Genomic DNA, 18,245 nt, shown 5'->3' with positions numbered 1-18,245 from the left:
TGCGATCCAGTATCGATTTCCCAGATGCGAGAGGCGAAATGCGTTCAACCAATGTTGCCGGGATGACCAGAACAAGCAGAATGGCTTTACTGGCGGTATCGGCCCTCGGCGCTTCGCTTCTGCTTGCAGGCTGCAATGCGGAGAAGGATCTCGATCTTTCGACTTATGTCGAGCCGACGGATTCTGCTGACGTTCTCTACAATCAGGGCCTTGCCAATATGAACGCCGGTCGCCTCAAGGAGGCGAGCGCCAAGTTCGAGGCCATTGATCGGCAGCACCCTTATTCCGAGTTCGCCCGCAAAGCGATGATCATGAACACTTTCGCCAGCTACCGGCAGGCGAAGTATGACGAGGCAATCAATAGCGGTAAGCGCTATGTTTCGCTTTATCCGACCTCGGATGAGGCTGCCTATGCACAGTATCTCGTCGGCCTTAGCTATTTCCGCCAGATTCGCGACGTCACGCAGGATCAGCGCGAGGCGCGCCTGACCGCCGAGACGATGGGCGAAGTCGTTCAGCGCTGGCCCGAGTCCGAATATGTCGAGGATGCCAAGGCCAAGATCCGCTTCGCGCAGGATCAGCTTGCCGGCAAGGAGATGCAGATCGGCCGCTATTATCTCGAGCGGCGCGAATATGTGGCTTCGATCCGCCGCTTCCGCGGTGTCGTCGAGGATTATCCAAACACCCGCCATGTAGAAGAGGCGCTGGCTCGTCTGACGGAAGCCTATTTCGCCATGGGCCTTGTTTCCGAAGCTCAGACGGCTGCCGCCGTGCTTGGCCACAACTTCCCTGACAGCAAGTGGTACAAGGATTCCTATTCACTTCTGCAATCGGGTGGCTTCGAGCCGCGCGAGAACGCGGGGTCGTGGTTGTCCAAGGCCGGGTCTGCAATTCTCGGCGGTTAGAGCGGTTCATTGTTTCATGGAAACGCCGTTCCGCTCCATCTCCGTGTTTTTTCGCAGTCCTGCGTCGTCAGGTGATTTCACCTGACGACGAAATGCTATAGCGTCGGCACCCATGCTCTCACATCTGTCGATCCGCGATATCGTCCTGATTGAACGCCTCGACATGGATTTTCCGGGCGGGCTTTCGGTTTTGACCGGTGAGACCGGCGCAGGCAAATCCATCCTGCTCGATTCCCTGTCGCTTGCGCTCGGGGGTAGGGGAGACGCTTCCCTTGTGCGCCATGGCGCCGATCAGGGGCAGGTGACCGCTGTCTTCGACCTTCCGGCGGTTCATCCGGTGCGCACGCTTCTTGCTGAGAATGCCATCGACGACGAGGGCGACATTATCTTGCGCCGTGTGCAGAGTGCCGATGGGCGCACGCGCGGTTTCATCAACGATCAGCCTTCGAGCGTCGCGCTCATGCGGCAGGTGGGGCGTGCGCTTGTGGAAATCCACGGGCAGCACGATGAGCGTGCTCTGGTGGACGCGGCGATCCATCGCGATCTTCTCGATGCGTTTGGCGGTCATGGCGAGGCGGTCGGTCGGGTGCGGCTTGCCTGGCGGGACTTGCGGCAGGCCGAGCAGGAGTTCACGCGACACAAGGCGCGGGTCGAAGCGGCGGCGCGTGAAGCGGATTTTCTGCGTGCGTCCGTCGATGAACTCTCCAAGCTCGATCCGCGTCCGGACGAGGAAGAAGCGTTGGCCGAGGAACGCGCCAACATGATGCGCGCTGAAAAGATCGCTTCGGATATTTCGGATGCGCAGGAGGTTCTGTCCGGTGGCGCTTCAGCGATACCTCAGCTGTCCAGCCTTTTGCGCCGGCTTCAGCGCAAGGCGCAGGATGCACCGGGCCTGCTGGACGGGATCATAGAATCGCTCGACGCAGCGCTGCTGTCTCTCGATGCGGCCCAGTCGGGCGTCGATGAGGCCATGCGAGCGACCGAATTTGATCCGAAACGTCTCGAACAGGCGGAAGAACGCCTCTTCGCCCTCAGGGCCGCAGCGCGCAAGCACAATGTGCAGGTGGACGATCTGGCGGCACTATGCGCGCGCATGGTCGGCGATCTGGACGAGCTCGATGCAGGCGAGGAGCGGCTCGGTCTGCTGGAGGAACAGGCTGCTGCAGCTATAAAGGCTTACGACGCGGCTGCGGCTGAACTTTCGAAGATGCGCCTGCGCACAGCCGAAGGGCTTGCCAAAGCGGTCATGGCGGAACTTCCTGCGCTGAAGCTGGAACGGGCCGAATTCATTGTCGAGATCGCCACCGAAGCGCAGGACCGCGCCGAAGAAGGCATCGACCGGGTGGAATTCTGGGTGCGAACCAATCCGGGAACGCGCCCCGGCCCCATGATGAAGGTCGCATCGGGCGGCGAACTCTCCCGCTTCCTTCTGGCGCTGAAGGTGGTTCTCGCCGACCGTGGATCGGCCCCGACGCTGGTCTTCGATGAGATTGATACGGGGGTGGGCGGCGCGGTTGCCGATGCGATCGGTCAGCGCCTTTCACGTCTTGCCGGTCGTATTCAGGTGCTTTCCGTCACTCACGCGCCGCAGGTGGCTGCACGGGCCGGGACGCATTACCTGATCGCCAAGAGCGGCGGTCAGGAGAAGGTCTCGACCGGTGTTTCCGTGATGGATACGGATGCGCGCCAGGAAGAGATCGCCCGCATGCTGGCGGGCGCCACGGTCACCGATGAGGCGCGCGCGGCAGCCCAGAGGCTGCTGAAGGGCACGACCCCGGTTTCCTAGAACGCCCTTGCTCTCCGTCTTTATGCAGGGCGCATGGATGATTTCACCGGACTGCAAAATGCCTTGCGGGCGCTTCAGCAGCTGTCAGCATGTGCATGACAGGTTCAAAGCGGGTTTTCTCCACGGGCGGATGATGGTCTAAACTCCGGCGCAGTTCACAGCCGGAATCAATGCCATGCCCGCAGCCAAGCCGCCCGTCGAGGATCTGACGGAAGATCAAGCCAGGGAAGAGCTGGAGAGGCTCGCGGCTGAAATCCGCGCGCATGACAGGCGTTATTTCGAAGAGGATGCGCCCAGTGTTTCCGACGCTGAGTACGATGCCTTGCGGCGGCGCAATCTGGCCATCGAACAACGCTTCCCCGATCTTGTTCGGGAGGATTCGCCCTCACGGCGTGTGGGGGCGCCCGTTTCGGGAAAATTCGAGAAGGTTCGGCACAAGGTGCCGATGCTTTCTCTCGACAACGCGTTTTCGGATGAGGATGTGATCGACTTCGTCGGGCGCATCCGCCGCTATCTCAAGCTTGCCGCGGATGCGCCGGTGGTCATGACGGCGGAACCGAAGATTGACGGGCTCTCGCTATCCCTGCGCTATGAAAACGGACGCCTCGTTTCGGCCGCCACGCGCGGCGACGGGCAGGAGGGCGAGAACGTTACCGCGAATGCCCGCGCCGTTGCTGATATTCCCACCGTGCTTTCCGGAAACCCGCCGGAGATTATCGAGGTGCGCGGCGAGGTCTACATGACGCATGCCGATTTCCTGGCACTGAACAGGCGACAGGAGGCCGAGGGCAAGCCGACCTATGTCAATCCGCGCAATACGGCAGCCGGGTCGTTGCGCCAGCTCGACGCCTCGATCACGGCAGCCCGCCCTCTCAAATTCTTTGCCTATGCCTGGGGGGAGGTTTCGCAATTGCCGGCCGATACACAGACCGGCATGGTCGAAGCGTTCGAGCGCTACGGCTTTCGCGTGAATCCATTGATGGCGCGCAGCGAGAGCGCCGAGGGCTTGCTCAACCAGTATCGCAAGATCGAGGAGGAACGCGCGCGGCTTGCCTATGACATCGATGGGGTCGTCTATAAGGTTGACGATCTCGCCTTGCAGGAACGGCTGGGTTTCGTGTCGCGCAGCCCGCGCTGGGCTATCGCGCACAAGTTTCCCGCCGAAAAGGCAACGACCATTCTGAGGGGGATCGACATTCAGGTGGGCCGCACGGGCGCGCTGACCCCGGTCGCCCGGCTCGAGCCCGTGACGGTCGGCGGTGTGGTGGTGACGAATGCGACGCTGCACAATGCCGAGGAGATCGAGCGGCTGGGCGTGATGATTGGCGATACGGTGACCGTTCAAAGGGCCGGCGACGTCATTCCACAGATACTCGGCGTCATTGAGGAAAAGCGGCCGGCAGACGCGGAGGCCTTCGTGTTTCCGACCGTCTGTCCCTGCGAACTCAAGACACCGGTGGTGCGCGAAGGGATCGGCACCGGTGTGGAAGGTGTCGTGCGCCGTTGCTCGGGCGAGTTCGCCTGTCCCTTCCAGCGGGTCGAGCATTTGCGTCATTTCGTGTCGCGGCGCGCATTCGATATCGATGGGCTGGGCGAGAAGCAGATCGAGTTCTTCTTCAATGATCCCGACCTGCCCGTGAAGAGCCCGGGCGAGATCTTCACGCTTGCGGAACGCGATGGGAAGAACATCAAGAAGCTCAAGGACAAGGAAGGATGGGGCGCCACTTCGGCAGCCAATCTGTTTGCGGCAATCGAGGCGCGCCGCGAGATCGGTCTCGAACGGATGATCTACGGGCTCGGCATTCGCCATGTGGGCGAACAGACAGCCAAGACCCTGGCACGCGCCTATGGCTCCTGGGGGGAGTTCCACGATGCTGCACTCAAGGTTGCCGAAGGCGACATGCAGGCGCGCGAGGAGATGGACGCTCTCGACGATATCGGCGATGCAGTGATCGATTCCATCGCGCAGTATTTCGGCGAAGAGCATAATCGTGACCTTGTGGAGAAACTCGCCGATCAGGTGAGGGTGATCGACGCCGAGCGGCCGGCCGCTGACACTCCCGTGGCGGGCAAGACCATCGTCTTCACGGGCAGCCTGGAGCGCATGTCGCGTGATGAGGCCAAGGCGATGGCGGAACGCCTGGGCGCCAAGGTCGCAGGGTCGGTTTCGAAGAAAACGGATCTTGTCGTTGCGGGGCCGGGCGCCGGATCGAAACTCAAGAAGGCCGCCGAGTTCGGCATTGAGGTGATCGACGAAGACGCCTGGTTCGAGCGCGTCGGCGGGTGATCCTTGCCTGTCAGGCTTGTTGATCGCTGGCTCAAAGAAATTGAAGCGACTGGTCAGCGGGACTGACCTATCATGGCCTTTCTGGAGGCTCCATGACAACCGATATACTGGCCGGTCAATCCGGTCCACGCGACTTCGCGCAGGGTGTGCGCGACAGTGTTCCGATCATTGTTGCCGCTTTGCCGTTCGGTGTCCTGTTCGGCGCGCTGGCGGTCGATAATGGTTTTAGCGTCTTCGAGGCGGTGCTGATGAGCGCGGCCACCTTTGCCGGCGCCAGCCAGATGGTGGGCATCGAGCTCTTCGGGCAGAAGGTGGCCCCGTGGCTGATCGTGTTTTCGATCTTCGCGGTCAATTTCAGGCACGTGCTATATTCAGCAACCACGGGGCGGCGGATCGCCCATTGGAAACCCTGGCAGCGCCTTGTCGGTTTCTTCGTGTTGTCCGATCCGGTCTTTGCCGAAACCGAGCGGCGCGGAGAGACGAAGGGCGTGGTGACCTGGGGCTGGTATCTGGGCGTTGCGATCCCTGTCTATTTCACCTGGATCATCGAAGGCTGGGTTGGGGCGCTTTTCGGCAAGATGATGCCGGATCCTGAGCCCTACGGCATCGACTTCCTGCTGCCGATTTATTTTCTGGGCCTGGTGATGGGCTTTCGCAAGCGGCCCTTCTGGCTTCCCGTTGTGGCGGTCAGCGCGGTGGTCTCGATCATTGCCTATCGTACCGTCGGCTCGCCCTGGCATGTCTCCATCGGGGCTCTGGCGGGGGTGCTTCTGGCTGCAATGTTTTCTCCCGATGCAAGAGGAAAGCGGGGCGCGCAATGAGCACCACGATCTGGATCATCCTGGCCGGCGGGCTCCTGACCTATCTGACGCGCATTGGCGGTCATATCGTCCTGTCGCGCTTCGAGCGCATTCATCCGCGCGTCGAGGCGGGCTTGAACGCCGTGCCGGCGGCCGTCCTGACCACGCTCGTCGCACCTGCCGCAATGAATGGCGGGCCTGCTGAACTTGCCGCACTTGGCGCGGGCGTTCTTGTCTCTTTCTGGGCGGGCGGCATGATGACCGTGTTCCTGACGGCGGCAGCCGTGCTGATCGTGCTGCGTAATATCGGCATCTGACGGATGCTGCGCGCATTTCGGCGACCGGTTTCGGCCTGATCCGGCACGAAACGGGGCATTTTGCGCAAAAACTCTCCGGAATCGCTATCCCGCTAGCCGGCTCGGTATGGTATCGGACGGTGCAAAGGTTTACTTGGTGACCGATGATCCAGCTCTTCGCAAGAGCCATACGTAAGTGAAAGACGACAGCCCAATGCCAGATTATCGTTCGAGAACAACCACCCATGGACGCAACATGGCGGGAGCACGCGGCCTCTGGCGCGCAACCGGCGTGAAAGACGGGGACTTCGGCAAGCCGATCATTGCCGTGGTCAATTCCTTCACGCAGTTCGTTCCCGGACACGTGCATCTGAAGGATCTGGGACAGCTCGTCGCGCGTGAGATCGAGGCGGCGGGCGGTATCGCCAAGGAGTTCAACACCATCGCGGTGGATGACGGTATCGCCATGGGCCATGACGGCATGCTGTACTCGCTGCCGTCGCGCGAAGTGATCGCCGACAGCGTCGAATATATGGTCAACGCGCATTGCGCCGACGCGATGGTCTGCATCTCGAATTGCGACAAGATCACGCCTGGCATGCTCAACGCCGCCATGCGTCTCAACATCCCGGCGGTTTTCGTTTCGGGCGGGCCGATGGAGGCCGGCAAGGTCGTGCTGAATGGCAAGACCCAGGCGCTGGACCTCGTCGATGCTATGGTTGCGGCTGCCGATGATAAAATCTCTGATGCCGATGTTTCGGTCATCGAGCGCTCCGCATGTCCGACCTGCGGTTCCTGCTCGGGCATGTTCACGGCCAATTCGATGAACTGCCTGACCGAAGCGCTCGGCCTTTCCCTGCCTGGAAACGGCTCTACGCTTGCCACCCATGCGGATCGCAAACGCCTCTTCCTGGAAGCGGGCCGCCTCGCGGTGGGTATCGCAAAGCGCTATTATGAGCAGAATGACGCTTCCGTGCTGCCGCGCAACGTGGCGAACAAGCGTGCCTTCGAGAATGCGATGTCGCTGGATATCGCCATGGGTGGTTCCACCAACACGGTGCTGCACATTCTGGCGGCTGCCTATGAAGGGCAGATCGATTTCACCATGGACGATATCGATGCGCTGTCGCGCAAGGTGCCATGCCTCTCCAAGGTCGCGCCTGCCAAGCAGGATGTGCACATGGAAGATGTGCACCGGGCCGGCGGCATCATGGCGATTCTCGGCCAGCTCGATGCGGGCGGTCTGATCCATCGTGATTCCCCCACGGTACACACGCCGACCATCGGTGAGGCGATCGACGGCTGGGCCATTGACCGCACCGACAGCGAGAGCGTGCATAATTTCTTCAAGGCTGCCCCCGGCGGTATTCCGACCCAGACAGCGTTCAGCCAGGAAGCCCGCTGGGACGAGCTTGATCTCGACCGCGAAAAGGGCGTCATTCGTTCCGTCGAGCATCCGTTCTCGAAGGATGGCGGTCTTGCCGTTCTGAAGGGCAATATCGCGCTCGACGGCTGCATCGTGAAGACGGCGGGCGTGGACGAGTCCATCCTGAAATTCACCGGGCCAGCCGTGGTCTATGAAAGCCAGGATGCGGCGGTGAAGGGCATTCTGGGCAGGGAGGTCAAGGAAGGCGACGTGGTGGTGATCCGCTACGAAGGCCCCAAGGGGGGCCCGGGCATGCAGGAGATGCTCTATCCGACCAGCTATCTCAAGTCGCGCGGCCTCGGCAAGGCGTGTGCGCTGGTGACGGATGGCCGGTTCTCGGGCGGAACCTCGGGCCTTTCCATCGGCCATGCATCGCCGGAAGCTGCGCAGGGCGGCGCCATCGGCCTCGTGCGCAGTGGCGATATGATCGAGATCGATATTCCCAACCGCACGATCAACCTTGCCGTTTCGGATGCGGAACTCGCCGAACGCCGCGCTGAGCAGGACAAGCTTGGCTGGAAGCCAGCCGGGCCGCGCAAGCGCAACGTCACGACCGCGCTGAAGGCCTATGCGGCCTTCGCCTCGTCGGCAGACAAGGGGGCGGTGCGCGTCCTGCCCGAGGAATAATCAGCATTTTGCAGCCGGGCGATTTCGTCCGGCGTCGCACAAATGCGAGAAGAAAGAAGCATTTTGCAGCCGGGCGATTTCGTCCGGCGCTTTTCAGGTTTCGGTCGAGCTGCCCATCTCTCCTGCGGGGAGAAGGTCCCGGCAGGAGATGAGGGGTGGGCTCGGCCAAAAGCCCCATAACCTTGTAAAACTGCGATGGCTGGGCAAAGTCAGGAAAGCGGCGCAGTCGCCTCTTCGAGCCAGGCGCGCACGTCTTCTTCCACCATTGGCCCAATTTCGCTCAGAACGCGCGCATGATAGGCGTCGAGCCAGGCGCGCTCACCCTCGTCAAGGAGTGCCTTGTCGACGAGCCTGCGGTCGAGCGGGGCGAGGGTGAGTGTCTCGAAACCATGCATGGGAATCTCGCCTCCCGCGACAGGGGTGGCAGGCTCGACCACGATGAGGTTTTCCAGACGGATGCCGTAGGCGCCGGGCTTGTAGTAGCCGGGCTCGTTGGACAGGATCATGCCGGCTTCCAGCTTCTGCATGCCGGTCTTGGCGATGCGTTGCGGCCCTTCGTGAACGGAAAGATAGGAACCCACGCCGTGGCCTGTGCCGTGGGCGTAGTCGAGGCCTGCCTGCCAGAGGGCGTGGCGGGCAAAGGCATCGATATCCGCACCGCGTGTACCCTGCGGGAAGCGCAGGCGCGAAATCGCAATCATACCTTTCAGGACGCGGGTGAAGCGGTCGCGCATTTCGGCATCCGGCGCACCGATGATGACGGTGCGCGTAATATCGGTCGTGCCGTCTTCATACTGCGCGCCTGAATCGACCAGATAGAGTTCGTTCTTTCCAAGCGTGCGGTTTGTCCTCGTCGTGACCCGATAATGGATGATCGCCCCGTTGGGACCGGCCCCCGAGATGGTGTCGAAAGAAATGTCGCGCAGCGGCATCTGTGTCTCTTCGCCGGTCGTGGCGCGGCAGGCCTCCAGCTTTTCTGCGACGGCGATCTCGGTCAGTGTTCCGGGTGCCTGGGTGTCGAGCCACGAAAGAAACCGGGCCATCGCAGCGCCGTCGCGGCGGTGTGCTGCGCGCGCACCGGCCAGCTCCGTCATGTTCTTGATGGCGCGGGGCAGGCGGGCAGGATCAGCGAGATCGACCGTCTCCATGCCTTCCCCTTCGGCGATAAGGCGCAGCTTGTCGGCGGCGAGCACGGGATCGAGGCCGATGCGCTTGCCGTTTCCGGTAAGGCGCTTCACCTCGTCGTCGAGCATGGAAGGGGGCATCAGCTCGGCGAGCTGTGTCAGATAGGCCTCGGTTTCGCGGTCGAGCTTGCGCTTGTCGAGAAACAGGAGCGGCCGGCCGCTCTCCGGAACGATGGCGAAGCCGAGCGCCAGGGGCGTATGGGGCACATCGCTGCCCCGGATGTTGAAGGCCCAGGCAAGGGATGATGGATCGGTCAGAACTGTGAAGTCCGCGCCACCCTGTCGCACGGCCTCGGCCAACCGCTCCAGCTTCTGGCTTGCGAGTTCTCCGGCCAATTCCTTGGGTTGGATGCGGGCCTGTCCCAGCGGGGCTGTTGGGCGCTCGTTCCAGATGTCGTCGACCAGATTGCCGTCGGAGGGAACCAGCTGTCCGTCGATCTTTGCCAAGGCTTTCTCAAGGCCGCGGACTTCCCCTACCGTATGCAGCCAGGGGTCGAAGCCGATACGCGCACCTGCCGCAAGGTTCGATACCATCCAATCACGCGGCGGATTGTCGACGAGGCTTTCGATGGTGAAGGTACCCGGATCTGCCTGTTCTGAAGCCTGCAATGTGTAGCGGCCGTCGACGAAGAGCAGCGCCTTGTCGCGCAGAATGAGCGCAACGCCGGCAGAGCCGGTGAAGCCGGTCAGCCAGGCCAGTCGTTCCGAGCAGGCGGCCACATATTCTCCCTGGTGCTCATCGGCGCGGGGGACCAGATAACCGTCAAGGCCGGCGCGCTCCAACGTTTCGCGCAGGCGCGCCACGCGGGCAACGCCCTGGGACGGGTCGGCGGTAACTTCAAAGGACTGGAACATGGGAACCTATGTGAAAGTCAGAAACGGCCAGACCCTACAACATGACGCCTGGAAGCGAAATCAGTTCGTTGGGGTGACTGGAAAAGCACTTAAATTTCAAGAGTGAGTGCATCGCAGCAATTTATGTTGCAATGCAAAAATGAATGGATGCCATGCGCAATCAGCGCTGGTTGGAAGAACGGGGCAGACTTATCTTTTGATCAAGATCAGGGATCAAGGAGAGTTCAGATGGCTCACATGGCAGGCAAGCGCGGTTTCTTCCGCAATGCATTCGACGCACTTATCGAGGCTCGTCAGAGGCAGGTCAGCAGCTATGTCAATGGCGCCCTTCTGATGCTGGACGACGAGACCCTGCGCGCTCATGGCTATACCCGTGACGAATTGAAACGCAGCCGCAGCGTTTCCTACATGTTTTGATCGAAATGTTCTGACCGGACGATGCCTGCCGGGCATCGCCCCTTTCCAAGAGACCCCGTAAGCCACCAGCGGCTTGCGGGGTTTTTTGTTGCCTGATTGCAAAATGCTCTAGCGTCGCAGAATGATCGTTACCCAACCTTCGCGCGCTTGCGTGCGGATGTGGCGGAAGCCCTGGTTGACGTAGGATGCCACCACCGCGTCGCGCTGGCGCTCAAGGATGCCCGACAGGATCAGCGCTCCGCCGGGTGTCAGGTGATTGGCCATCTGCGGAGCGAGCCGCATCAGCGGGCGCGCCAGAATGTTTGCGACAATCAGATCGAATGGCTTTCGCTCGGCAAAGATACGGTTGTGAAAGCCGGGGGCCGTATGCGTTTCGACCAATGCGCCAACGCCGTTGAGGCGCGCGTTCTCGGCTGCCACCTGCGTGGCGATGGGATCGATGTCGGTTGCCAGAACCGGGATGCGCGCCGCGCGCGCAAGGGCTATGGCCAGCACGGCACTGCCCGTACCGAGGTCGAGCGCGTTTCGCGGCTTCTCCCGCTTGAGCAGATCCGCAATCGCCTGCAGGCAGCCGGCCGTGGTGCCGTGGTGGCCTGTGCCGAAAGCAAGGCCCGCCTCGATCTCGATGGCAAGGTCTCCGATGCGGCGCAGGTTCCGGTCGTGGCTGCCGTGAATGAGGAAGCGCCCGACGCGCACCGGCTTCAGGCCTTCCAGCGAATGGGCGACCCAGTCGATCTCCGGCAGCACCTCACGCAGGAGCTGTGGCGGATCGGGAAGCGTTGCAACGGCCTCGCCAACTTCGTTGAAGACACGATCCGCGTCCTCCTCCTCGGCATAAAGGGAGACTTCGAAGCGACCATTTTCCTCGTCGGCTTCGAAAACACTGATGGGCAGCCCATCTTCCTCGAAACGGGCATCCAACAGCTTGAAGAGGGCATCTGCCTCGCTTTTGGAGGCGTTCATGTAAATGCGTGTCTGTGCCATGGATCCGTTCTGTCAGGCTTCTTTCGCCAGCCGTCTCAGCTTGGCGACGGCTGTGTCGCGATTCTCTTCATAGGCGATGGTGCCGAAAAAGTCGCCGTCGCTGTCGAGAAGCAGAACGGAAGCGGTGTGATCCATGGTGTAGCCGCCATCGTCCAGTTCGACCTTGCGCACATAGATGGAAAAGCCCTTGGCCATGGCTGCAACCTTGTCGGGGGCGCCGGTAATGCCTGTGATGCGGTCTGAGAAATTGCCAAGATAGGTTTTCATGACCTCAGGCGTGTCGCGCTCGGGATCGATCGAGACGAAATAGGCCTTTATGTCCTTGCCTTCGTCGCTCAGTTGATCAAGCCATCCATCCAGCTCGAAAAGCGTTGTCGGGCAGACTTCCGGGCAGTGCGTGAAGCCGAAAAACACCACGCGAGGTCCGCCCTTGAAGGCAGCCTCCGTGATCTTCTGGCCATTCTGGTCGACCAGTTCGAACGGGACGCCGAATGCCTTGCGGGCATTCTGCTGCTCATACCACTGGAAGGTCAGAAAACCGATGCCCGCGGCCATGACCGCGAGAATGCCGACGAGAATGGAACGCATCATGAAGGAAATTCCCGATTGTGGGCGGGGCCTATCCCGGAACTATGGGCCTAGAAGCACCAGGAAAGGCCGGATTGGGCCATGGCAAAGAATATGCCGGAACCGTGCTGCATCCACATCGAAAAGGCCCAGCCAGAAACGGCAGCTGCAGCAAGTGCGGCTGCGCCAACCTTGAGCCAGGTTCCCGAACGCGGAAGTTCTTGAGTTCTCATGCCCCATGATAGCGCAGATGAGGGCTTTCACGAAAGCCGCAACTTGTCGCAAGCCTGTCAGGCAAAAAAGGGAACCTCCCGCCGGCTTGCGACGGGAGGAGGGGCGGAATAGGGACACTTACTGGGTAGTGCAGACCAAGTGTCTACATAGCCAACCTAGCGCATCCGGGTTGCGAATTGGCATGGGGCGATCACACTCATCGAGTGTGCGCGGTTGAGCGGGGTGGCGAAGCACAGGATCGCGCTCGGAAGGACGGGAACCATTTCGATGCGCGATTTTCTATATAACGTTCGCAAATCACGGTGCGAAACTCAAAAATGTTCGGCCGCTTCTTGCTGTTGCAGAATTCGATGCCCGGATATCGCGTCAATCCGGTCGCGCTTCTTTCGGGAACGGCTGCGCGACAACCTTATTCTTCGATTTGAAGGGGCTTTATGGCTGTCGGCCTATAAAGGATGACGAATCATCTTTCCATGAATGAAGAGAGGCTTTCAACCAGTGGCTGCGGGCGGAAACCGGCTGCTTGAGCGCATCTGGCATTATGCCAGATGCAGGAATTTCCTGTGTTTATTGTATACTCTAGGTTTCTTTTGTTGACTTGTCGTTCTGTTATATAGACATATGCCGCGACTGATAGCTTATGGCTGCATAATAGGCCAGGTTACGGGGGCGAAGACGTGATCAAGGATTTCGATATGTTAAAGCAGCAGCTCGCCGAGTTGGCGGAGGCAGTGAACAAGTTCGAGTCCGAGGCGGTTCAGCTGCGCGTCGTCGAACTCGTTTTAGAGAAAGCGCCGAGGAAAGATATTGGCTTTTCCGAAGAGAGTTTCTCGCATTATGTGGCTGCGCCGGACCTGTCCGGGCTCATGCGCAATGGGCGGCTGCGCAAGACAAAACCTTCCGAGAGTGCCCGCGGCGCGGTCGCCGCACTCAACGATCTGATCGAGAGCGATTTCTTCAGCGAACCACGCACCATTGGCGACATCGTCTCCCATTGCGAGGAAGCCCGGGGCGCACAGTACAAGTCGAACGCATTTTCCGGGCCGCTTTCGCGCCATGCTCGCAGTGGGGTTCTGGCTCGCGAGAAGAATGCCGACGGCAATTTCGTCTACTACAAGCCCTGATTCCCTTCCTTGCGCCCTCGCACTGCGGGGCGGACCTGTGTGCTCAACAAACCCGAGCGTCCCTTTGCTTGTTTTTCGCATTTATGCGGGCGTCGGCTGATATTATCTGATTGCAAAATGCCCTATGCGGGCTGCACGAAGCTGTCGAGAACGCGTTTCTGGCCAGCCTTGTCGAAATCGATGGTCAGCTTGTTGCCGTCGATGGCCGCTACATTCCCATTGCCGAATTTCATATGGAAGACGCGGTCGCCAAGCTTGAAGGCGGACGGGCTCTCGGAAACGGATTTCGCAACCAGCTCGCCCTCGATGACGCGGCCTTTTACAGAGCCTCTCCCGGCGCCATAGCCTGAATCGGTCTCGCCATAGCCGATCCGCTCGACCTGATGGCCGGAGCGCGTTCCCCAATTGCGGGCTGTCGCGTCGCTGCGGTTTTTCTGTGCGCGTTGCCAGCCTGGCGTCGAATAGGTGTTGGAAAACACCTCGGCATTGTCGAAGCGCGACTTTCCATAGGGGTTTGGCCTGCCGATATGGCCCTGGCCATACCCGCCATAGGAGCTGCCTTCGTCAGCCACGTCTACATGGGCTTCGGGCAGCTCATCGAGAAAGCGGGAGGGAATGGTGGATTGCCAGAGGCCGTGAATACGGCGATTGGAGGCAAACCACAGGTGAAGGTTCTTCTTGGCGCGGGTGAGCCCCACATAGGCGAGCCGCCTTTCTTCCTCAAGCCCGGAGCGGCCACCCTCGTCGAGTGCCCGCTGGTGCGGAAACAGACCTTCCTCCCAGCCTGGCAGGAAGACCGTCTCGAACTCCAGCCCCTTTGCCGAGTGCAGGGTCATCAGGCTGATGGCGTCCATTTCCTCATGCCGTTCGGCGTCCATCACCAGAGAAACATGTTCCAGGAAGCCGCGCAGGCTTTCGTAATCCTCCATGGAGCGGATCAGCTCCTTGAGGTTTTCCAGCCGGCCCGGCGCTTCGGGCGAGCGATCATTCTTCCACATGTCCGTGTAGCCGGATTCTTCGAGGATCGTTTCGGCCAGTTCGGTGTGGGAGGTCTTGTCCAGGAGATCCTGCCAGCGATCGATGTTTTCCGTCAGCGTGCGCAGGGCGCTGCGCGGCTTTGGCTTCATTTCCTCCGTGCCGGCAAGGTCGCGTGCGGCTTGCAGCAGCGGCACCTGGCGCGCGCGCGCCACATCGTGCACCTGCCGCAGGCTGGCGTCGCCGAGCCCGCGCTTGGGCACGTTGATGATGCGCTCGAAAGCCAGATCGTCGGCTTCCTGCGAGACGATGCGGAAATAGGCGAGGGCGTCGCGGATTTCCTGCCGCTCGTAGAAGCGCGGTCCGCCGATGACGCGGTAGTTCACTCCGAGAGTGACGAAGCGGTCTTCGAATTCGCGCATCTGGAAGGAGGCGCGTACAAGGATCGCCATGTCGTTCAGCGCGTGGCGCTTGCTTTGAAGCGCTTCGACTTCCTCGCCGATAGCGCGGGCCTCTTCCTCCGAATCCCAGGAGGCGTGCACCTTGACCTTGGCCTCGTCGGGCTGCGCCTTGTCGGTGAAAAGCGTCTTGCCGAGGCGACCCTCATTATGCGCGATGAGATGGGAGGCTGCGCCGAGGATATGGGCGGTTGAGCGATAATTGCGCTCGAGCCGGATGACCTTCGCGCCGGGAAAATCCTTTTCGAAACGCAGGATATTGTCGACCTCGGCACCGCGCCAGCCATAGATGGACTGATCGTCATCGCCCACGCAGCAGATGTTCAGGGGAGCCTCACCAGCGCTCTTCGGGCGCTGGGCCAGCAGGCGCAGCCACATATATTGAGCTGTGTTGGTGTCCTGATACTCGTCGACCAGAATGTAGCGGAACTTGCGATGATATTCGGCCAGAACATCCGGGTTGTCACGGAAGATACGGATGGGCAGGCACAGAAGGTCGCCGAAATCGACGGCGTTCAGCGACTTCAGCCTTTCCTGATAGGCGGCATAGAGCTCGCGGCCACGGCCGTTGGCAAAGGCGCGGGCATCTCCCTCGGCGATCTCCTTCGGGGCGAGGCCCTTGTTCTTCCAGCCATCGATCATCTGCGCGAACTGGCGGGCAGGCCAGCGCTTGTCATCCAATCCTTCAGCCTGAATGATCTGCTTGATAAGGCGGATCTGATCGTCCGTATCGAGGATGGTGAAGGAGGATTTGAGGCCCGCAAGCTCCGCATGGCGGCGCAGGATCTTGACACCGATGGAGTGGAAGGTTCCGAGCCACGGCATGCCCTCGACCGCTTCGCCGACCAGGGTTCCGATACGCTCCTTCATTTCGCGTGCGGCCTTGTTGGTGAAGGTCACTGCGAGGATTTGAGAGGGGTAGGCGCGGCCCGTGGCAAGGATATGTGCGATGCGCGTCGTCAGCACCCGCGTCTTGCCGGTGCCGGCGCCGGCGAGAACGAGCACGGGGCCTTCTGTGGTCTCCACGGCCAAACGCTGCTCTGGATTGAGCGCATCGAGGTAACGCGCACTTGCCGCCCCGCCGCGTGCGGCCATGGCGCGGGCGGCAATCCCTGACCCTGAGCCCGAACCTGCAGGTTTCTGCTGCGCGGGCGGGTTCGCGGACGGCTCGTCCTCGTCAAAGAATGGAATATCGTCAGGAAAACCGGACATCGCGCCTGCATATGGTGATTCGCGGGCCGAAGCCCAAGGATGTTTTCCATTTGTACCGGTTTGGCGCTTGTGGGCCAAGGGCTTCCTGTGGCCGAGCCGGCAAGGGAACGGTAAGGGGCAATAAAGGGAAAGTCAGTGTTCGCTGTCGCAAAGCGAATGGTCGCCGAGCGCCCGCAACACGAAGCAATCGCAGATTGCGCCATTGTCGCAGCTCTCCACGATGCGCTCGAGTTCATGCTCGAGGCGTTTCAGGCGGGCAATGCGTGCGCGCACCTCCTGCAGATGCTCGCGCGCTATGCGGTCCGCCGTTTCACAGGGCTTTTCGGGATGTCCGCTCAATTCGATCAATTCGCGTATCGCGTCGATGCCGAGACCGAGATCGCGGGCATGCCGGATGAAGGTGAGACGCTCCAGAGCCTGCTTGTCATAGCGGCGCTGGTTGCCGGCCGAACGCTCGGGCGTTTCGATCAGGCCCGTGTCCTCATAATAGCGGATCGTCGGCACCTTTACGCCCACGCGTCGCGATAATTCTCCGATGGACCACATATGCGTCTCCTGTCCGGCCTTTTCCTTTCTCATATAGGCAGCGACCCGGAACGGATGAAGGCCTTTTGGAAGCAGCGTTCACGGGGCTGTGAATGGACCTTGCGCCAAGGCGACCTAAAGTCCGGAGGGCGGGGCAGACATCGATATAGGGAGACGAGCATGCAGGAAGAGCCGAAGATCACGCAGGCCATGATCGACGCCTATGATGAGTATACTCATCTTTCGCTTGATCGCCGCGCCTTCATGAACAAGCTGACTGCACTTGCAGGGTCCGGTGCCGCAGCAGCAGCGATTGCTCCGATGCTGGCCGCCAATTCCGCGCGTGCGGCCATGATCGCCGAGGATGACGGTCGCATCAGTGCCGAGGATGTGACCTACCCGGGCGATGGCGGTGAGATGACGGGATATCTCGTCAAGCCGGCCGCAGGGGAGGCGAAGCTGCCGGGGGTGATCGTGATTCACGAGAACCGCGGCCTCAATCCGCATATCCGGGATGTGGCGCGGCGTATGGCGCTCGAAGGGTTTGTCGCGCTTGCGCCCGACTTCCTGTCACCGTCGGGCGGAACGCCTTCAGATGAAGACAAGGCGCGTGAGATGATCGGGGCGCTCGATGCAGGCCAGACCATGCGCAACGCCGTGGCAACCGTCGGTTTTCTAGCGGAAAACGGGGCGACCACGGGCAAGGTGGGAGCAATAGGTTTCTGCTGGGGCGGCGGCCTTGTGAACCAGCTGGCCGTCAACGCCCCGGACCTGGGTGCAGGCGTCGCCTATTACGGGCGCCAGGCCGATGCGGCTGACGTGCCGAAGATAAAGGCACCGCTGCTTCTTCACTATGCGGGGCTGGACGAGCGCATCAATGCCGGCATCGATGCCTATAAGCAGGCGCTGGAAGCTGGAGGCAAGGATTTCACGATCCATGTCTATGAGGGCGTCAATCACGCCTTCAACAACGATACCTCGCAGGCACGCTACGACAAGGAGGCCGCCGATCTCGCTTGGCGAAGAACGGTCGATTTCCTGAAACAGAAACTCGCTTGAGCATCTGACGTCAGAACCGGTCGCGCACCTTTTGCGCCCGGCGCAGGATCGCACGCGTGAATACCAGATCGATCGGGATCGGCCTGCGGCCGGTCTCGATTTCGTTAAGCTCGTCGTCGAGCGATACCAGCGCGCAGCGCATGTCGCTGTCGCTGATATTGATGTTGTAGGCAACGGTGCGCGATAGCGCGTCGATGTCGATCTTGCTCATGTCTCCTGCCGCACGCTCTTCCTCGCCAGTCCGCAGACGAGGGGCGGAACCCGAAAATGCCCCATCCGCCGAATCGGGTTCCCTTAAGACAGAGTCTCAGCCGGCTGCCGCTGCGTTCAAGAACGAGCCACGCCATAGCTGTGCATAAGAAAGGCCGAGCGGATTATGGTTAATGAAATCTCTGAAAGATTTGCCGGCTGTCTACTCGCATGGGATGCTGTTTTCCTTCGCCAATGGGCCAGAAGGCGATATTTGCTGGTGATGGACGGGGTTTCGGGCGAAGCGGCTTGCGTTCCAAGGCGTGCGCGCAATA

At 60.9% G+C, this 18,245-nt stretch carries 15 protein-coding genes; 9 read left to right on the top strand and 6 right to left on the bottom strand.

What is annotated here, in order from left to right; all coding sequences use genetic code 11:
• Positions 1-80: 80 nt before the first annotated feature.
• From NA8A_RS05155 to ilvD, 6 genes are all read left to right on the top strand, one after another.
• Complete coding sequence (locus tag NA8A_RS05155; RefSeq protein ID WP_009449576.1) at positions 81-905, top strand: outer membrane protein assembly factor BamD; 825 nt, start codon at positions 81-83, stop codon at positions 903-905.
• Positions 906-1,017: 112 nt separating this feature from the next.
• Positions 1,018-2,691 carry a DNA repair protein RecN gene (gene recN, locus NA8A_RS05150; RefSeq protein ID WP_009449575.1) on the top strand — a complete coding sequence of 558 codons (1,674 nt, stop codon included), beginning with the start codon at positions 1,018-1,020 and terminating at the stop codon, positions 2,689-2,691.
• 175 nt (positions 2,692-2,866) lie between these two features.
• Positions 2,867-4,978, top strand: coding sequence for an NAD-dependent DNA ligase LigA (gene ligA, locus NA8A_RS05145; protein ID WP_009449574.1), 2,112 nt, complete (start codon positions 2,867-2,869; stop codon positions 4,976-4,978).
• Positions 4,979-5,070: 92 nt separating this feature from the next.
• Positions 5,071-5,799 carry an AzlC family ABC transporter permease gene (locus tag NA8A_RS05140; RefSeq protein WP_009449573.1) on the top strand — a complete coding sequence of 243 codons (729 nt, stop codon included), beginning with the start codon at positions 5,071-5,073 and terminating at the stop codon, positions 5,797-5,799.
• Positions 5,796-6,095 (top strand): AzlD family protein, encoded by a 300-nt coding sequence (locus tag NA8A_RS05135; protein WP_009449572.1) that lies wholly within the window; start codon positions 5,796-5,798, stop codon positions 6,093-6,095. The genes NA8A_RS05140 and NA8A_RS05135 overlap by 4 nt, the downstream gene beginning before the upstream one ends.
• Positions 6,096-6,288: 193 nt before the next feature.
• On the top strand, positions 6,289-8,127 hold the full coding sequence (gene ilvD, locus NA8A_RS05130) for a dihydroxy-acid dehydratase (protein ID WP_009449571.1): 1,839 nt from the start codon (positions 6,289-6,291) through the stop codon (positions 8,125-8,127).
• A gap of 209 nt (positions 8,128-8,336) precedes the next feature.
• Here ilvD and NA8A_RS05125 read toward each other — a convergent pair whose 3' ends face one another.
• Positions 8,337-10,166 (bottom strand): aminopeptidase P family protein, encoded by a 1,830-nt coding sequence (locus NA8A_RS05125; protein ID WP_009449570.1) that lies wholly within the window; start codon positions 10,164-10,166, stop codon positions 8,337-8,339.
• Between the two features lie 228 nt (positions 10,167-10,394).
• On the opposite strand from NA8A_RS05125, the gene NA8A_RS05120 reads away from it, so the two are divergent.
• Complete coding sequence (locus tag NA8A_RS05120) at positions 10,395-10,583, top strand: hypothetical protein (RefSeq protein ID WP_009449569.1); 189 nt, start codon at positions 10,395-10,397, stop codon at positions 10,581-10,583.
• Positions 10,584-10,691: 108 nt separating this feature from the next.
• Here the strand turns inward: NA8A_RS05120 and NA8A_RS05115 are convergent, their stop codons facing one another.
• Both NA8A_RS05115 and NA8A_RS05110 read right to left on the bottom strand, forming a co-directional pair.
• Entirely contained in the window at positions 10,692-11,567 is an 876-nt protein-coding gene (locus tag NA8A_RS05115) for a 50S ribosomal protein L11 methyltransferase (RefSeq protein ID WP_009449568.1), read from the bottom strand.
• A 12-nt stretch (positions 11,568-11,579) separates the two neighbouring features.
• Positions 11,580-12,158, bottom strand: a complete 579-nt coding sequence (locus NA8A_RS05110) for an SCO family protein (protein ID WP_009449567.1) — start codon at positions 12,156-12,158, stop codon at positions 11,580-11,582.
• Between the two features lie 905 nt (positions 12,159-13,063).
• Here NA8A_RS05110 and NA8A_RS05105 point away from each other — a divergent pair.
• Complete coding sequence (locus tag NA8A_RS05105) at positions 13,064-13,492, top strand: hypothetical protein (protein ID WP_240532739.1); 429 nt, start codon at positions 13,064-13,066, stop codon at positions 13,490-13,492.
• A 122-nt stretch (positions 13,493-13,614) separates the two neighbouring features.
• Here the strand turns inward: NA8A_RS05105 and NA8A_RS05100 are convergent, their stop codons facing one another.
• Together NA8A_RS05100 and NA8A_RS05095 are read right to left on the bottom strand one after the other, a co-directional pair.
• Entirely contained in the window at positions 13,615-16,137 is a 2,523-nt protein-coding gene (locus NA8A_RS05100; protein WP_009449565.1) for an ATP-dependent helicase, read from the bottom strand.
• 132 nt (positions 16,138-16,269) lie between these two features.
• The gene (locus tag NA8A_RS05095; RefSeq protein WP_009449564.1) at positions 16,270-16,683 is read right to left on the bottom strand and encodes a MerR family transcriptional regulator; all 414 of its coding nucleotides are present in this window, start codon (positions 16,681-16,683) and stop codon (positions 16,270-16,272) included.
• A 159-nt stretch (positions 16,684-16,842) separates the two neighbouring features.
• On the opposite strand from NA8A_RS05095, the gene NA8A_RS05090 reads away from it, so the two are divergent.
• Positions 16,843-17,721 (top strand): dienelactone hydrolase family protein, encoded by an 879-nt coding sequence (locus NA8A_RS05090; protein ID WP_009449563.1) that lies wholly within the window; start codon positions 16,843-16,845, stop codon positions 17,719-17,721.
• 10 nt (positions 17,722-17,731) lie between these two features.
• On the opposite strand, the gene NA8A_RS05085 is transcribed toward NA8A_RS05090, so the two are convergent.
• Entirely contained in the window at positions 17,732-17,932 is a 201-nt protein-coding gene (locus NA8A_RS05085; protein ID WP_009449562.1) for a hypothetical protein, read from the bottom strand.
• Between the last annotated feature and the right edge of the window lie 313 nt (positions 17,933-18,245).

This window comes from Nitratireductor indicus C115 (assembly GCF_000300515.1).
Classification (GTDB): Bacteria; Pseudomonadota; Alphaproteobacteria; order Rhizobiales; family Rhizobiaceae; genus Nitratireductor; species Nitratireductor indicus.
This window is presented reverse-complemented; position numbering and strand designations above follow the sequence as displayed.

What these genes read in the sequence shown, in the direction of transcription:
- NA8A_RS05155 (WP_009449576.1), top strand. Translation starts at nt 81, where the DNA reads ATGGCTTTACTGGCGGTATCGGCCCTCGGCGCTTCGCTTCTGCTTGCA.
- recN (WP_009449575.1), top strand. Translation starts at nt 1,018, where the DNA reads ATGCTCTCACATCTGTCGATCCGCGATATCGTCCTGATTGAACGCCTC.
- ligA (WP_009449574.1), top strand. Translation starts at nt 2,867, where the DNA reads ATGCCCGCAGCCAAGCCGCCCGTCGAGGATCTGACGGAAGATCAAGCC.
- NA8A_RS05140 (WP_009449573.1), top strand. Translation starts at nt 5,071, where the DNA reads ATGACAACCGATATACTGGCCGGTCAATCCGGTCCACGCGACTTCGCG.
- NA8A_RS05135 (WP_009449572.1), top strand. Translation starts at nt 5,796, where the DNA reads ATGAGCACCACGATCTGGATCATCCTGGCCGGCGGGCTCCTGACCTAT.
- ilvD (WP_009449571.1), top strand. Translation starts at nt 6,289, where the DNA reads ATGCCAGATTATCGTTCGAGAACAACCACCCATGGACGCAACATGGCG.
- NA8A_RS05125 (WP_009449570.1), bottom strand. Translation starts at nt 10,166, where the DNA reads ATGTTCCAGTCCTTTGAAGTTACCGCCGACCCGTCCCAGGGCGTTGCC.
- NA8A_RS05120 (WP_009449569.1), top strand. Translation starts at nt 10,395, where the DNA reads ATGGCTCACATGGCAGGCAAGCGCGGTTTCTTCCGCAATGCATTCGAC.
- NA8A_RS05115 (WP_009449568.1), bottom strand. Translation starts at nt 11,567, where the DNA reads ATGGCACAGACACGCATTTACATGAACGCCTCCAAAAGCGAGGCAGAT.
- NA8A_RS05110 (WP_009449567.1), bottom strand. Translation starts at nt 12,158, where the DNA reads ATGATGCGTTCCATTCTCGTCGGCATTCTCGCGGTCATGGCCGCGGGC.
- NA8A_RS05105 (WP_240532739.1), top strand. Translation starts at nt 13,064, where the DNA reads ATGTTAAAGCAGCAGCTCGCCGAGTTGGCGGAGGCAGTGAACAAGTTC.
- NA8A_RS05100 (WP_009449565.1), bottom strand. Translation starts at nt 16,137, where the DNA reads ATGTCCGGTTTTCCTGACGATATTCCATTCTTTGACGAGGACGAGCCG.
- NA8A_RS05095 (WP_009449564.1), bottom strand. Translation starts at nt 16,683, where the DNA reads ATGTGGTCCATCGGAGAATTATCGCGACGCGTGGGCGTAAAGGTGCCG.
- NA8A_RS05090 (WP_009449563.1), top strand. Translation starts at nt 16,843, where the DNA reads ATGCAGGAAGAGCCGAAGATCACGCAGGCCATGATCGACGCCTATGAT.
- NA8A_RS05085 (WP_009449562.1), bottom strand. Translation starts at nt 17,932, where the DNA reads ATGAGCAAGATCGACATCGACGCGCTATCGCGCACCGTTGCCTACAAC.